The organism is Paenibacillus pasadenensis DSM 19293, assembly GCF_000422485.1.
GTDB classification, from domain to species: domain Bacteria; phylum Bacillota; class Bacilli; order Paenibacillales; family Paenibacillaceae; genus Paenibacillus_O; species Paenibacillus_O pasadenensis.
The window spans coordinates 59735-74071 of the sequence record NZ_AULW01000030.1 but is presented as its reverse complement, the minus strand read 5'-3'; the positions used below and the strand labels follow the sequence as shown (position 1 = coordinate 74071).

Sequence of the window (14337 nt, the reverse complement as noted above, 5' to 3'; positions counted from 1 at the left end):
TCTCTCTCAGCCGCGAAGCGCGATCTCTTGATAGATGATGCTGACGAACGACACGATCTGCTGGATCAGGCTGAAGAACAGCAGACAGAGGAACGCCATGAAGCCCATCGCGACGAGCGTCAGGATGATCATGCCGATCGTTTTCATCGGCGAATATTGATGCACGGTCATATTTCCGACGAACAGCAGGAACGCCGACCAGAGCAGCGCCACGCTCGTGGAGAACCGATAGAACGGGACCTCCTGCAAGGAGATGACGTTGCTCAGCCAGATCCACGGGAAATGAATGACGACGAGCGGCGCCAGCGCGAAGCAGGTCGAGGCGAAGATGTCGCGGAATTTTCCTTCGCCGTCCATGAGGGTCGTCAGCGACCAGTTGGCGACGCACCAGAACAGCACGGGGACAAAGACGTAGACGATCTCCATCAGGCTGTTGATGCTGTCCGGATAGACGAGGTTCACGACAAAGCCGCTGTACTGCGTCTGCAGGATGTTCGTGAGCGCCAGCAGGCACAGGATGGCGAGCGACAGGATCAGGTTCAGCCTCCGGCTTCGCTCGTACTTGAGGTCCCAGTAGCCGTTGAACGGATGCAGGATGACATAAAACGGATAGCGCAGCGCTTCACGATTCCATTGCCGCAACCTTTCCCCCTCCTTTCGCCTTGCGGTATTTGCGGAATATGGCATACCCGGCCGCCAGCGCGAGCACGACGCTCATGATCGTCGCGAAGTGGCTGCGCAGCACCTGCTTGCGGTACAGCAGGAAGCTTTTGGAGTAGCCCTCCTGGTCCATGCTCTGCTTGAAGTAGGCCATCGACTCCCGGTAATCCCCTTGCCGCAGCAGCGCCTTGCCGATGCCGGAGTAGGCGAACTCGAGATTGGCGTTCATCTGGATCGTCTGGCGGTACTTCTCGTACGCCTGCTCCTCGTCGCCGCGATAATAGCTGCGCACCGCCTCGTTCAGCGTGCGCCCGTATTCCGTCGTGCGGAATACGGTCAGCTCGCCGAGCGCTTTGTCGAGTACGAGAAAGTCCTCGCCGAGCCGATCGACGGCGGTCGGGTTTTTGAACTCCCCGAGCTGGTTGCCGATCCCGCCGAACACATACATGAAATGGCCGTCGCCGTTGTAGGTGAAGATCCGTCCGCGGCTCGCATCGAGGATGGAGTACATCTCGCTGTCGCCGACGTCGATGTCGACGAGACGGGCCGGCCCGTCCTCGATCGTGTAGTAGATGTCGCCCTCCGGGGCGAAGTAGCCCTCCCGGCGCAGGATGTCCGTCCCTTGCGCGTTCAGCTTGCGCACGCTGTCGGTCACCTGGCCGTTCGTCGCGTACAGGAAGCCTTCCTCGTCGATGTCGAGGTTCGTATATTCGGTCGGCGTGAACATGACCATCTGGCTGCGCTGCGCCTTGGTGGACAGCATTTTCCAGAGATGGTCCATCGGGTTGAAATAAACGCGGTTGGCGCCGATGAACGACGTGAAGTCTCCGCTCGAGCTGAATTCCATGAAGCCGTCGAACACGCCGGCCGCCATCACGTACATCCGCTGCGCCTTGTCGACGACGACACGCACCGGGGAGAAGGAGAACCCTTCGGCGAGAAACTCGGAGGTCGGATTTTCGACGACCTGCCGCAGCCCGCCCTCGCGGTCGAGCCGAACGACCCGCTTGTGGCCCGTATCGGCGACGACAAGCTCCTTGTCGTCCGTGACGAACAGCCCCTGCGGATTCGAGAACGTCTCGCGCTTACCGTCCCGCTCGAACGAGTCGATCACCCGGTCGAGCTTGAAGCCGGGACCGAGCACGAGCACCCGGTTGTTGCCGGAGTCCAGCAGGTAGATCTCTCCGTCATCGGTCACATGCAAATCGCTCGGCTCCTTCAGAGCACCGGCGCCGAGATCGTCTCCGCCGAGCAGCTCCGTCGCCTGATAGGCGGCCGGCGCCGACACCGTGTCTCCCCAGAAGGAATAATTGTAGGAGCCCGCCGTATCTTCCGCTCCTGCGATCCCGCCGCCGAGGCTGGTCCCCAGCAGGCAGGCCGCGGCGATCAGAAGATGGCTCTTGGTCCTTCGTAGCAATGCCAGCATCGCGCAACGGCTCCTTTCTATTCTTTCATCCCGGAGGTCGCCATCGTCTGGATGACGCTGCTCTGGGAGAGGATGAACAGCGTGATCGGCACGATCATGAGGATCAAGGCGACCGCCGCTCCGACGCCCGCCCGCGCGATCCCGCCCTGCGTGATTTGGCCGAGCGCGTAGTGAAGCGTCTTCAAGTTTTCGCTGTAAATGAAGCTGCCGCCGTCGGTGCCCCACAGCATCGGGAACTGCAGGATCATGAGCGTCAGCCAGGCCGGCTTGACGTTCGGCATGACGATCGTCCAGTAGATCCGGTACTCGTTCGCTCCGTCGATCTTGGCCGCCTCGATGAGCGCGTCGGGAATCTGCTCCATGAACTGCTTCATCAGGAACAATCCGAGCGGAAAGGCGAGCGCCGGCACGATGATCGACGCATGCGTGTTGATCCAGCCGAGCCACGACATGACCATGTAGTTCGGAATCGCCGTGACGTGGCCCGAGAACATCAGCGACAGGACGACGATGGAGAACAGCGTCTTGCCGCCGGGCATCTTGTACTTGGCGAGCGGATAGGCGGCGGCGGACGCGAGCAGGATATGTCCGGCCGTGCCGACAAGCGTGATGAGCAGCGTATTGCCGATATAGCGGGACAACGGCACCCACGAGCTGCCCATCAGGGCGACCAGATCGTAGAAATTGTCGAAGGTCGGATTGCTGACGAGGACACGCGGCGGGAAGATGAACAGCTCGTCGAGCGGCTTGAAGGCGTTGTTGATCGCGTAGACGAGCGGCAGCGCCATGAAGGCGCCGAACACGGCCAGCAGCGCGAACAGAAGGAAGCTGACCGTCAAGGAGCGGTTCAGCCTTTTCGGCGCCCGCAGCGCCGGGATCATTTTCATGCTCATCTCACTCCCCTACCTTGCGCAGCAGTTTTTGCGTCAGCATGTTCGTGCCGATCATGATCCCGAACAGCACGGTCGCGATCGCGGACGCGTAGCCCATCTCGAAGCGGATCGTGCCGTAGTCCATCAGATGCGTCACGACGGTATGCGCCGCGTAGTTGACGCTTGGGAAGCCGGCCAGCGCGATCGAGATGTCGGCGACCGCGAACGAGGACGTGATCTGCAGCACCGCCCCGAACAGCAGCTGCGGCCGCATCGACGGCAGCGTGATGAACCACAGCTCCTGCCAGCGGTTGCGGATGCCGTCGACCGCCCCCGCCTCGATCAGCGACTTGTCGATCGTCTGCAGGCCGGCGATGAAGGCGAGGAAGCTCGTGCCGAGGCTCAGCCACAGCTGCACGAGGATGACGATCGGCAGGATGTAGTTCTCGTTGGTCAGCCACTGGATCGGCTCCAGGATGAAGCCGTATTTGATGAGGAAGCCGTTCAGATAGCCGTAGCTGTCGCCCGAGAACACGATCAGCCAGATGAAGAACACGTTGCCCGAGATCGACGGCGCGTAGAAGACGAGCGTCATGACCGCCCGCACCTTCGGCGACAGCTCGTTGATGATCCAGGCGAACAGGAAGCAGGCGACATAGCTGACCGGCCCGGTGATGACGGCGAACAGGAAGGTGTTCTTGAGCGCGATCATGAAGACGTCGTCGTTCAGCAGCAGGCGCGAGTAGTTCTGCCAGCCGACGAACCGCGGAAACTCCAGCATGTTGAAGTAGAAGAAGCTGAGGAGCAGCGAGAAGACGACGGGAATGACGGTGAAGAGGAAAAAAAGGATCATGTACGGACCCATGAGGATGTAGGCATGCTTGTGCTTGCCTATTTCCTTGAGCGCGGGGCCGAGCCTGGACTTCTTCTCCGCCTTCCGGGCCAGGCCAGGCACGGCCCCGCTCGGTGTAGTCTCGGCTTGCATCGGACGTCGCCTCCTGACTAATACGGAAGGTTGAATTCCTTCCGCTTGATCTCGATTTCATCGTTGATGTAGAGCAGGTAGTCCGACAGCGCCTCGCGCGGGTTTTCCGCCTGGTTCACGACTTTGCGGAAGGCGTTGTCCAGATGGCGGCCCGTGAAGTAGCCGCCGGGCACCTGCGGGATGCCGCGCACCCACTCCCACTGGCTTTCCAGGTTGCGGTAGTCCTTGACCGGCCACGGAAGCTCCTCGAGAGCAGCGATGTTCGCGGTCGGATAACGGGCGGCCTCGCCCATCAGCCCTTCCATCTCGCGGCCGTAGGCGACCTGCGTCTCCTTGCCGGTCCACCATTTCATGAACGACCAGGAGGCGTCCTTGTCCTTGGCGTTCTGCAGCATCATGACGCCGGTCGTATGGCTCGCGACCTCATGGCTGACGCTGCCGTCCTCTTGCACCGAGCCCGGCACCATCGTGAAGTCCCACAGCCCCTTGATCTCCGGCGCCATGACCGTCAGCGAGTTGTAGGTCGTGTAGTCGGCGATGCCGATCGGCATCTCGCCCGTGCGGAACCGGTTCGGGAAGTCCGCGAGCAGCGGGAACTTGTAGTTCGTATAAAACTTCGTCCACGTCTTGAACGCGTCCATCGAGATGTCGGAGTCGAGCCCGCTCCGCTTGTCGTCGTCGCGGTAAAACTCGCCGCCATGCTGGAACAGCATCATCGAGAACGTCGCGTTCGGGACGAGCGTCGAGTTGTTGTTCACCGAGTCGATCGGCAGCCAGAACTCCATGTTGCTCTTCTGCAGCACCGAGATCAGGTTGTACACGTCCTGCCAGGTTTTGGGCGGCTCCAGCCCGAGGCTGCCGAGGATGTCCTTGCGGTAGAACAGCATCGGGAACGTCTGCTGCTCCGGCAGCGCGTAGAAGCCGTCCTGGAACGCATATGGGGTCAGAGCACTGTCCCGAAAGCGGGAGGCGACCTGCTCGAAGTCGGCGAACTGCGTCAGATCGGCCGCTGCCGCGCGCATCGCATAGTTGACTGGCAGGTCCTCTCCGATCTGCATCGCGACATCCGGCCCTTCATCGGCCAGCGTGGCCGGCAGCAGGATGTTCGGCGGCACGAGCCGCAGCTTGACCGAGATGCCCGTGTCGGGCGTGAAGCTGTCGTCGATCAGGCTTTTCAGCACTTGCGCCTGGTCGCGTCCGGTCGTGATCCATACCGTGATCGACCGGCCGGAGTCGCCCGTATTGCCGATGCTGTCGTAATCCTCGGTGTACGAGGCGACGAATCCGCCCAGCTCATGCCTCGCCTTGTCCAGCAAGGTCGCCGCCGCATCCGGCAGCTTGCGGTCAGGCGAGCTGACGACGAGATAGTCGAGCGACAGCGGCTGCTCTCGCACGGTGAGGATCCAGGTGCCGAGGCCGCCGACATTGATCTTGTAGGAGCTCAGCCTGCGCGCGACCGTCTCCGGCTCGCTCTCCATCTCGCGAAGCTGGCGCACCATCGTATGGAGCACCGCGACCTTGTCGCTGACCTCGCCGGTCATCTCCTCGAGGTAGTCGGCGACGCTCTCGATCGTGTCCGCCTGCTTGCGGAACACCTCCGTCATTTCCGGAATGCGCTTCTCGAGCTGATAGTCCCGGTACGGGTCGGGCGTATTGGAGGTGATGACGAGAATCTTGCGATAGATCTCGTTCAGCTGCAGCACGCTCGACTCGATCGTCTCGAGCAGCGGCGCCATCTGTCCGAGCGATACGGTCAGGCGGATGCGGTGCTTGCCTGCCGTCAGATGGAACAGGTACGGCTCCTCGGCGCCAAGCACCTGCATGCGCCAGTCCATGTCGAAGGGAAACGCGATCTCCTTCATTTCCTTGAATGGAACCTCGCCGTCGATCGTCAGGCTGCGCGTGCTGTAGACGCCGCGCAGCTGGTCCTGCTTGCGCTTGAGGGCGATCTGGTACAACCCTTCCGCCGGCACGTCGACCTCCCACTCGATCCATTGTCCCGGCAGCTTCCAGTTCAGGCCGCCGATCGCATTGACGCGGATCTTGGACACATCGTACGGCTCGACCGAAGGGCTCGAGCGGTCGGACAGCGGATACAGCGTCGGCGACGACTTGAGCACGGCATGCTCGGCCTGGATCTTCAGCTGCCGATCCTTCGCTTCGGCCAGCCCTTTCTCGGCGTACTCCTGCTTGAGCTCCGCATAGGTTTTGAGCGGCTGCTCCTGAGAGAGCTCGATATAGTCGATGGCCATCGGCTCGCGCGCGGCGGTCAGCGTGAGCGTCTGCTCTCCTTGCTTGAAATAGAACCGGTACGGCTCATCCTCATAGCCCTCGCCGTCCTGGAGCGGCTCGAGCTGCCAGGCGGCCTTCTCGACCTGGCGCGGCCTCAGGTCGTTGCCCCGGTCGTCCCGGCGGACCGCTTCCTCGCGATTGCCCCAGATCCGGTACAGCGACAGCTTCTCCGCGCCGCGGAACGGCAGCTCGCCGCCTAGCGTCAGCTGCCGCTCGATCGCCGAGCTTTTGCCCTCGACCGGGAAATAATGGATCCGAATCTGGTAAAGGCCCGCTTTGTTCACGTTCACATTCCAGCTGATCGAACCCGTCTCGGGCGTGACGACCGCCGTCCCGTCCAAGCCTTCATATCCTTGCTCGACCGTAAACCTGCCGCCCGCGGCATGCGAGAAGCTCTCGCCTTCGATCCGGATCGTCGCGTCCGGCCTCTCGTCCGAGGCGTGGCGCTCCAGATAGCGGCCGTAGCTCGCCTCATCCTGCTTGCCGACGATCGCCTCGAAGTCGCTCATCGCCTTCACGCTCGCCAGGCCGCTGCGGTCCGACGGGGCGAGCAGCCCGATCGAGACGGCCGCGACGATCAGCGCCAGCACGGCGATTCCGTATCTCTTTCGTTTCCGGGACATGATCTCTCCTCCTGTTGCGGCATCAGCCGAAGCGCGGACCGTCCCCTCCGCTTGGAAAGGAGACGGCCCGCGATCGGGCGGCTCGATCAGTTTTGGTACACTTCGTCGATCGCGGCCTGGAAAGCCGCCTTGTACTTCTCGACGACGGTCGAGACCGACGTGCCGGCGTTCAGCTCGCCGACGAAATCGTAATACTTGAGGTTCGGGAACGTGTTGTGATCGAGCACGATCATGTTCGGGGCGACCATCTTGGCGTTCTCGATGTCTTCCTCGGTCGTGAAGTTCGTCTCATACGAGCCCTGGTCGGGATAGTCGTAGACGGACTCGATGTCGTGGATCTTTTCCCAGATGTACAGCAGCTGCTCCGGATGCTCGACCGCCTTCGGAATCGTCAGCGACTGGAACAGCGCCTCGGCCGAGTGGTAGCTCGTCGCGCTCGGGCCTTTCGGGAACGGCACGTAGCCCAGCTCGTAATCGGCCATGTCGGTCTTGAAGCCGCCGAATTCCCAGAGCGCGCCTGCGTACATCAGCGTGTTGCCCTGGCGGAAAAACTGCCCCGGCTCCGTCCAGTCGCCGCCTTCCGTCGGGCGGGCCAGCTTTTCGGTGGCGAGCCGGGAGATGAAGTTCAGCGACTCCAGCGTCTTCGGATCGTCGAGGTTCTGCTTCTCGCCCAGCGTGAGCGCCGCTTCGTTCGAATACAGCGCGTGGTCCATCAGGTTCGAGTTGGCGAGCCCCCATGTATCGAGCTTGCCGTCGTTGTTCGTATCCTTGTTGGAGTCCTTGATCACCTGGATGAACGCATCCCAGTTCCACGCGTCCTCGTTCACATAGTCCTGGAGAGGCTTCAGGCCGAGCTGGTTCATCAACGTCTTGTTGTAAAAGACGCCCTGCACGAGATTCGCCTGATTGTCCGTGAAGCCGTACCCTCTGCCCTCGTACTGCATGTACTCGTCCGTCACCTTTTGATTGAACGCCCGGGAGTTTTTCGTGTACTCGTCGACCGGCCAGAGCAGATCCTGCTTGACCAGCGTCGGGATCGTATACGTCTTGCCGAGCCGGACGATATCGCCGATCGGCTCGCCGGCCAGCAGCGAGGCGACGACCTTCTGCTGGTACTCTCCGTAGTCGATCGCGACGTATTCGACCTTGAAGTTATGCTTCTTCATCAGCTCGTCGAGATTTTTCTTTTTCTGGATGTTGTCCGGATTGTCTTCCGGAATCGTCATGTCCCACCAGGAGACAATCTTGATCGTGCGGCCGCCCATGTCGAAGTCCATCTCCGGCGTCGCAAGCTCCTCCGCCTCGGCTGCGCCTTCGTTTGCCGCCGGCGAGTTGGCGCCGGCCTCGTTGACGCCTGCATTCGCGCTTTCGGAGGCCGAATTCGCCGCGCCTCCGTTCGGGCTCGAGCTGCAGGCGGTCATGGATCCTGCGATGATGAGGCTGAGAAGCAGCGGCGTCCACTTGCTTGCTTTCATGTCCATCCCCCTCGGATTTAGGATTACACAGCAAAGTGTAGCGCTTACATTTGGAGCCATCAACCTGCCTCCCTGCAGGCCCGTCACCTGCCGAACTATAGGTTTCCCGTCCCCGCGCGGCCGCTCGGAATCCGCCTCGGGAAAAAAGTAAAGGATTGGTGAGCGTCCAAAGAAATGCACGTTGTCTGCGTTCGCGGATCGCGGCCATAATAGAACCATCCTTCATGGACGCTTGAAGAATATCGCCAGAAAGCGAGGTTCTTATCGTGGTTCAGGTACTGCTTTTGGATTCCAATGCCCGCTCGAGCCAGGCCTGCAGCAGCCTGCTGGACTGGAGTCAGTACGGCCTTGAATTGAAAGCGCTTCAGCTGCCGACGGTCGAAGCGATGATGGACGCCGTCGATCCGCTGTCCTGCTCGCTGATCCTGATCGGCATGGGCAACCCCGATTTCGGGATGGAGCTGTGCGAGCGGATCCGCCGCATCAGCCGCGTCCCGATCATCCTGCTCGGCGGAAGAGGCGATTTTCCGCTCATGCGCCGCGCGCTGGCGCTGCAGGTGAGCGACTGCATCCTGCATCCCGTGCAGGCCCGCGACCTGCACGACAGTTTGAAAGCGCTGACAAAGCGGCTCGGCCTCACGGCCGGCCCAGCCGCCGCTGACGGCGCGAGCGGCGAGCATGGCGTGTCGTCCGCAGAGCCGATCATCGAGACGGTGAAGCAGTATGTGGAGCAGGAGCTGCATCACAACATCACCCTCAAGAAAATCTCCGCCCTGCTGCATTTCAACTGCGCCTATCTCGGCCAGAAGTTCAAATGCCATGTCCACATGTCCTTCAACGAATATCTGCTGCAGCAGCGGATGGAAAAGGCCAAGGCGCTGCTGGAGAAGACCGACATGCGCATCTATGAAATCGCCAAGCGGGTCGGCTACACCGAGATCGACTGGTTCTACAAGAAATTCAAGGCGTATACCGGCGCGAGCGCCAACGAATACCGCAAGCAGCTGATCGATTCGGCCTGACAGCGCTGCGAAATCGCCCGGAGCAGGCCGCCGCGCGCAGCGCCGGAACGCGGAAGAACGAGCAAGGGGGCAGCGCGGCCAGGTCCGATCGACCTGGCCGCGCTGCCCCCTTCGCCTCCTGAACCCTCAAGTCCGATCCGTGCCGAGCACGGCGCGCAGCGCCGCCTTCGGCCGCTGCCGCTCGTCGAACAGCAGCGGCCAGTTTTTGCGCCCCCGTACCGGAAAATCGTCCAGCCACGTATAGTCGTCGGCCGCCCCCCAGAACGTGACGCCGGTGATCGTGCCGCTGTACTCGCGGAACAGGTCGAAAAACTGGCGGTACCGCTGCTCCTGCAGCCGCAGCATTTCCGCGGTCGGCTCCGCGAGATCCGCGCGCCGGTCCTGGAACGCAAATACCGATACGTCCATCTCCGTAATCTGCAGCTGCAGGCCGAGCGCGGCATAGGCTTCGATCGCGGCCCGAATGTCGTCGAGCGGCGGATCCTGCACATTCCAGTGCGCCTGCAGGCCGATGCCGTGGATCGGCGCCCCCTCGTCCAGCAGGCTGCGGACGAGCCGGCAGATCTTGTCGCGCTTGCCCGGATTGCATTCGTTGTAGTCGTTGTAGAACAGCAGCGCGTTCGGGTCCGCCGCATGCGCGAAGCGGAACGCCTGCGCGATGTAGTCCTCTCCGATGCCCTTCAGCCAGCGCGACGGGCGCAGCAGCGCCTCGCCTTCGTCCGTCACCGCTTCATTGACGACATCCCAGCCATAGACCGTTGCCGAATAGCGGCCCACGACCTTCTCGATATGGGCTTGCATGCGCTCCAGCAGCAGCTCCCGTCCGGCCTCGCCGCCCTGCCCGTCCTCGAACACCCAGTCCGGCGTCTGGTTGTGCCAGACGAGCGTATGTCCGCGCAGCTTCATTCCATGCTCGCGGGCGAAGTCCGCGATCCGGTCGGCCTCCTCGAACGTGTACGTCCGCTCCTGCGGGTGCACGCTTGCGAACTTCATTTCATTTTCAGCCGTCAAGCTGTTGTACTGCCCGATCAGCAGCTCCTTCTGGCTGACGATCGTGCGCGAGCTGACGGCCGCGCCGATATAAAAGTCCTTTTCGAACGCGCGGGCGAGCGAGCCCTCCGCGATGTTCCTCTCCGTGCCGGCCATGGCTGGATTCCACCTTTCTTCGATTGGGCGCGCCGGTTTCAGGCGCCATCCGTCATTCCGCCTCATCCGGCGGGTAAAGCACGATCCGTCCCTCTTCCAGCTCGACGCGCACCTTGCCGCAGTCCTTGAAGCCGTCCGCCTCCAGCAAGCCTGTCGGTATCTGCAGGCGGCCGGCCTTGTCGAGCACGGCATACTCCGTATGGCTGTCCTCCTCCGCCCCGCCCGCGCTCAGCAGCGCCGGCTCCTCGGCATAGGATGCCTTCCGGATCATCTCCGCCGACGTCTTGCCGTCCCGGATCTGCACGACCCGGTCTACCTTGCGGGCAAGCGCCGGGTCATGGGTGACGATGACGATCGTGATGCCGAGCGAGCGGTTGAGCGAGCGGAACAAGTCGAGCACCTGCTCGGACGTCCTGCTGTCGAGCGAGCCCGTCGGCTCGTCGGCGAGCAGCAGCTTCGGCTCGTTAGCCAGCGCGATCGCGATCGCGACGCGCTGCTGCTCTCCTCCGGACAGCTCGCTGAGCCGGTTTTTCACCCGATGGCCGAGGCCGACCGCCTCCAGCAGCCCGAGCGCGCGCTCGCGCCGCCGCTTGCCGCGAAGCAGGATCGGCAGCTCGACATTTTCCAGCGTCGTCAAATAAGGAATGAGATTGCGGGCATTGTTCTGCCAGACGAATCCGACCGTCTCCCGCTTGTACTTCACCAGCTCCTTCTCGCCGCAGGACAGCAGCGGCCGGCCGGCGACGAGCAGCTTGCCGGCGGACGGCTTGTCGAGCCCTCCCAGCATGTTGAGCAGCGTCGATTTGCCGCTTCCCGAGTTGCCGATGATCGCCATCAGCTCCCCTTGCTCGACGATCAGGTCGAGGCCTTGCAGCGCCACGACCTCGAGGTCGGCGGTCTTGAAGATCTTGACCAGTCCTTCGCAATGGATCATCGCTTACTCCTCTCCCAGCTTGAGCGCCTGCGCGATCCGGATCCGCGACAGACGCCAGCCCAGCACGAGCAGGCCGACGGCCAGCGTGATGCCGACGAGGCTGTACAGCTGCAAGTAATCGGCGAGCCGGTAGACGACCGTGAACGGAGGCACCTGCGCCGTCGTCGCGAACGACATCTCGAACATCGGGACGAACAGCTCGCTGGACCAGCCTCCGATGAGCACTCCGATCACCGCCGCCGCCCCCGAGGTGAGCAGCTGCTCGCTGACGAGCATGAGGATGATCTGCCGGAACGGGATGCCCATCGCCCCGAGCACGCCGTACTGGAGCGTGCGGCCCGACAGCGTGAGCAGCCAGAACAGGAGGAAGCCGAAGAAGCAGATCAGCATCGAGATGACGAAGCCGAGCGTCATGACGCCGTTGATCGCGAGCCGGAACGGATCGTTGTTCGAGACGGCCAGCTGCCGGTTCGCGTCGATCAGTCCGGAGATGCTCAGCTTCTGCGCGGCAAGCTCGTCGTAGATGTCCTGGCTGGCCGCTCCGTCGGCCAGCTTGAGCCACACCTCGTACGGCTCGACGGCCAGCCGGTTCTGGATCGCGCTCAGATGGCCCACGACCAGATAGGGAAGCTCCTCCTTGCCGGGCTCTCCGCTTTTAAGCGGACTCCAGCTCGGCCAGTAGTCGACGATGCCGTACACCGTGAACGCCGCCTGGTCGAGCCCGTCCCAGGAGAGGCGGATCGCATCGCCCGGCTTCGCCTTCGCCTTGTCGGCGAGCGAGCGGGAGATGAGCACCGCCTTCGGATTCGGCGCGATCAGGTTCAGGTAGCTGTTGATCGGATGCTCCAGCAATCCGTCCTTCATCCACGCCGTCTCGCCGAACGACTTCGTCTCGATGCCCATCAGCGTCGTTTTCCCGCTCGTCTTTCCGGCGGCGAAGCGCGCCTTGTCGCTCCGGAACACCTTGGCGGCCGATGCGGCTCCTTCCAGATCGGCGAACGGCTCGAACGGCGGCTCCGTATACTGGACTCTGCGGTCCGTCCCGGAGCTGGCCTCCGCTTCCGGTCCCGGCTCCGCTCCGGCCATCGCCGGCGGCGGGGCGTCGCTTGCCCAGCGGGTCGACAGCGCGATATCGGCGCCTGCCGCATAGCGGATCTTGCTTTCCATATTGTCGTTGATCGTACGGGCCGCATTGGCGCTGAACAGTCCGGTCGACACCGTCATGATGAGGAACACCTGGATCGTCAAGTATTGGCCGGAGGAGCGGCTGATCTGCACGAGCGTATGGTATAGCGACGGCGGCCACCAGCGGCGGCCGGCCCGATAGAGCAGGTGGAGGAGCCAAGGATAGACGCGCAGCAGCAGCAGCCCCCCGCCAAGCGCGAACATCGCCGGCATCAGGAACAGCAGCGGATCGATCTGGAGCGCGTCCTGGTCAAGCGCGAGCCGCTTCAGATCCTCCTGACGCTTGCCGAAGTTGTAGAGCAGGTACCCCGCCAGAGCGATCAGCACGAGATCGATGCCGGTCTTGTGCCAGAACGACATCCGCGGTTGGCGGGCGCTGCGCTGCTTGTGCGCCACGATATCGACGCGGGTCGCCAGAAAGGCGGGAAAAAGCACGAGCAGGATCGCCCCGCCGACGGCAAGCGCCGCGATCCGGTAGCTGCCGCTCGTCAGGCTGACCTCCAGCGCCGAGCGCTGCACGAACTCGAGGAATCCGCCCGACGCCCCGAGCAGCTTGGTGAATCCGACGCCGACGAACGGTCCGACCGCCAGCGCGGCCGCGCCGAGCAGCATGTTCTCCGCCGCATAGGCGGCCATGATCTGCGCGCGGCTGGCGCCGCGGCTGCGCAGGACGGCGATCTCGGTCTTCTGCCGGCCGATGACGAGGTTCGCCGCCATGTAGAGGTAAAAGGCGAGCATGAGCATGACCGGCGAATAAAGCGACAGCATCGTCACGTCCAGCCGGGCCTGCTTGCCGGCATACGAAGCGACGGTCGCGGTCGCCGGCACGTTCACCTCCTCGGCGCCGAGACGACCGCGGAAGTAGCGCTTGATGTCGGTCGCCGCTTCGAGGAAGCGGTCGATCCCGCCGATCGACAGCTGCGCATAGTCGAGGGCGTAGCGCCACTCCAGCTCCGCGACCCGCACCTTGCCGCCTGCGGTGAACTCGCGCTCGAACGTCTCGAACGGAAGGAGCAGGCTGTTCTCGGCCTGTTCCGTCAAGTAGGGAAGATAGGGATCCGCGTCGGCCGACGTCGCCACGAGCCCGACCGGCACGACCCGCAGCGGCGTCTTGTCCGGCGCCTCCGCGATCAGCTCCTCCCCCAGGCTCCGCTTGACCGAGTTCAGGAACCTCTCCGTCACCAGCGCCTCGAACGCGCCATCCTGCCGGTCCGCCGGAAGGCGTCCTTCGACGATCCGCACCCGCTGCTCCAGGCCGGACAGCGAGGCGAACGCCCCCGCCGTCTTTTGCGTCTTTTTCTCCTGCTCGGACGCATCCGCGCCGTATACCTTCAGCTTGGGCGTGAACCGCTGCTCGTAAAACGCCTGCGCGGGCAGCCCCGTCCGCTCCGGGATCGTCCGCACGAAGCGGTCGGCGCGGCCGATCGCCTGGATCGTCTTGTCGTCCATCTTCGTGGACGAGACGGTAGTCCGGATGCGGACATAGCCCGGATACGCCGAGCTCTCGCCCTGCACGAGCTGCAGCTCCCGCTGCAGCGTCCGCTGCAGAATCGCGTCCGAGTACAGCGGCATGGAGCTGAACAGCGCGACGCACAGCGTCAGCCCGAACCACAGGTTCAGCTGCAGCCATTTGTTGCTTGCCATCTTGCGAAGGATCATCGTCCCTAGTGCCATCCGCGCCACCTCGTCTTCGAAGCCCTCCGCCGAGCCGCAGCCA

The 14337-nt window shown here is 63.0% G+C and carries 10 protein-coding genes; 1 reads left to right on the top strand and 9 read right to left on the bottom strand.

What is annotated here, in order from left to right; genetic code table 11:
* Nucleotides 1–6 precede the first annotated feature (6 nt).
* From H582_RS0105255 to H582_RS0105230, 6 genes are all read right to left on the bottom strand, one after another.
* Nucleotides 7–642, bottom strand: coding sequence for a Yip1 family protein (locus H582_RS0105255; protein WP_028597690.1), 636 nt, complete (start codon nucleotides 640–642; stop codon nucleotides 7–9).
* On the bottom strand, nucleotides 623–2086 hold the full coding sequence (locus H582_RS0105250) for an NHL repeat-containing protein (protein ID WP_028597689.1): 1464 nt from the start codon (nucleotides 2084–2086) through the stop codon (nucleotides 623–625). Before H582_RS0105250 ends, H582_RS0105255 begins: the two co-directional genes overlap by 20 nt.
* 17 nt (nucleotides 2087–2103) lie before the next feature.
* Nucleotides 2104–2979 carry a carbohydrate ABC transporter permease gene (locus H582_RS0105245; RefSeq protein WP_028597688.1) on the bottom strand — a complete coding sequence of 292 codons (876 nt, stop codon included), beginning with the start codon at nucleotides 2977–2979 and terminating at the stop codon, nucleotides 2104–2106.
* Nucleotide 2980: 1 nt separating this feature from the next.
* The gene (locus H582_RS0105240; protein ID WP_028597687.1) at nucleotides 2981–3943 is read right to left on the bottom strand and encodes a carbohydrate ABC transporter permease; all 963 of its coding nucleotides are present in this window, start codon (nucleotides 3941–3943) and stop codon (nucleotides 2981–2983) included.
* A 17-nt stretch (nucleotides 3944–3960) separates the two neighbouring features.
* Nucleotides 3961–6858 (bottom strand): extracellular solute-binding protein, encoded by a 2898-nt coding sequence (locus H582_RS0105235; RefSeq protein WP_028597686.1) that lies wholly within the window; start codon nucleotides 6856–6858, stop codon nucleotides 3961–3963.
* 86 nt (nucleotides 6859–6944) lie between these two features.
* A complete protein-coding gene (locus tag H582_RS0105230) occupies nucleotides 6945–8333 on the bottom strand; it encodes an ABC transporter substrate-binding protein (protein WP_028597685.1) in 1389 nt (462 codons plus the stop codon).
* A gap of 266 nt (nucleotides 8334–8599) precedes the next feature.
* Between H582_RS0105230 and H582_RS0105225 the strand changes: the two genes are divergently transcribed.
* Complete coding sequence (locus H582_RS0105225; protein WP_028597684.1) at nucleotides 8600–9355, top strand: helix-turn-helix domain-containing protein; 756 nt, start codon at nucleotides 8600–8602, stop codon at nucleotides 9353–9355.
* A 126-nt stretch (nucleotides 9356–9481) separates the two neighbouring features.
* Here the strand turns inward: H582_RS0105225 and H582_RS0105220 are convergent, their stop codons facing one another.
* Genes H582_RS0105220 through H582_RS0105210 form a run of 3 tightly spaced genes read right to left on the bottom strand, consistent with a single transcriptional unit; the run spans nucleotide 9482 to nucleotide 14294 of the window.
* Nucleotides 9482–10501 carry an endo-1,4-beta-xylanase gene (locus H582_RS0105220; protein ID WP_028597683.1) on the bottom strand — a complete coding sequence of 340 codons (1020 nt, stop codon included), beginning with the start codon at nucleotides 10499–10501 and terminating at the stop codon, nucleotides 9482–9484.
* Nucleotides 10502–10553: 52 nt separating this feature from the next.
* Complete coding sequence (locus tag H582_RS0105215) at nucleotides 10554–11435, bottom strand: ABC transporter ATP-binding protein (RefSeq protein ID WP_028597682.1); 882 nt, start codon at nucleotides 11433–11435, stop codon at nucleotides 10554–10556.
* Nucleotides 11436–11438: 3 nt separating this feature from the next.
* On the bottom strand, nucleotides 11439–14294 hold the full coding sequence (locus tag H582_RS0105210; protein WP_028597681.1) for an ABC transporter permease: 2856 nt from the start codon (nucleotides 14292–14294) through the stop codon (nucleotides 11439–11441).
* Nucleotides 14295–14337 lie beyond the last annotated feature (43 nt).

What these genes read in the sequence shown, in the direction of transcription:
- H582_RS0105250 (WP_028597689.1), bottom strand. Translation starts at nt 2,086, where the DNA reads ATGCTGGCATTGCTACGAAGGACCAAGAGCCATCTTCTGATCGCCGCG.
- H582_RS0105245 (WP_028597688.1), bottom strand. Translation starts at nt 2,979, where the DNA reads ATGAGCATGAAAATGATCCCGGCGCTGCGGGCGCCGAAAAGGCTGAAC.
- H582_RS0105240 (WP_028597687.1), bottom strand. Translation starts at nt 3,943, where the DNA reads ATGCAAGCCGAGACTACACCGAGCGGGGCCGTGCCTGGCCTGGCCCGG.
- H582_RS0105235 (WP_028597686.1), bottom strand. Translation starts at nt 6,858, where the DNA reads ATGTCCCGGAAACGAAAGAGATACGGAATCGCCGTGCTGGCGCTGATC.
- H582_RS0105230 (WP_028597685.1), bottom strand. Translation starts at nt 8,333, where the DNA reads ATGAAAGCAAGCAAGTGGACGCCGCTGCTTCTCAGCCTCATCATCGCA.
- H582_RS0105220 (WP_028597683.1), bottom strand. Translation starts at nt 10,501, where the DNA reads ATGGCCGGCACGGAGAGGAACATCGCGGAGGGCTCGCTCGCCCGCGCG.
- H582_RS0105215 (WP_028597682.1), bottom strand. Translation starts at nt 11,435, where the DNA reads ATGATCCATTGCGAAGGACTGGTCAAGATCTTCAAGACCGCCGACCTC.
- H582_RS0105210 (WP_028597681.1), bottom strand. Translation starts at nt 14,294, where the DNA reads ATGGCACTAGGGACGATGATCCTTCGCAAGATGGCAAGCAACAAATGG.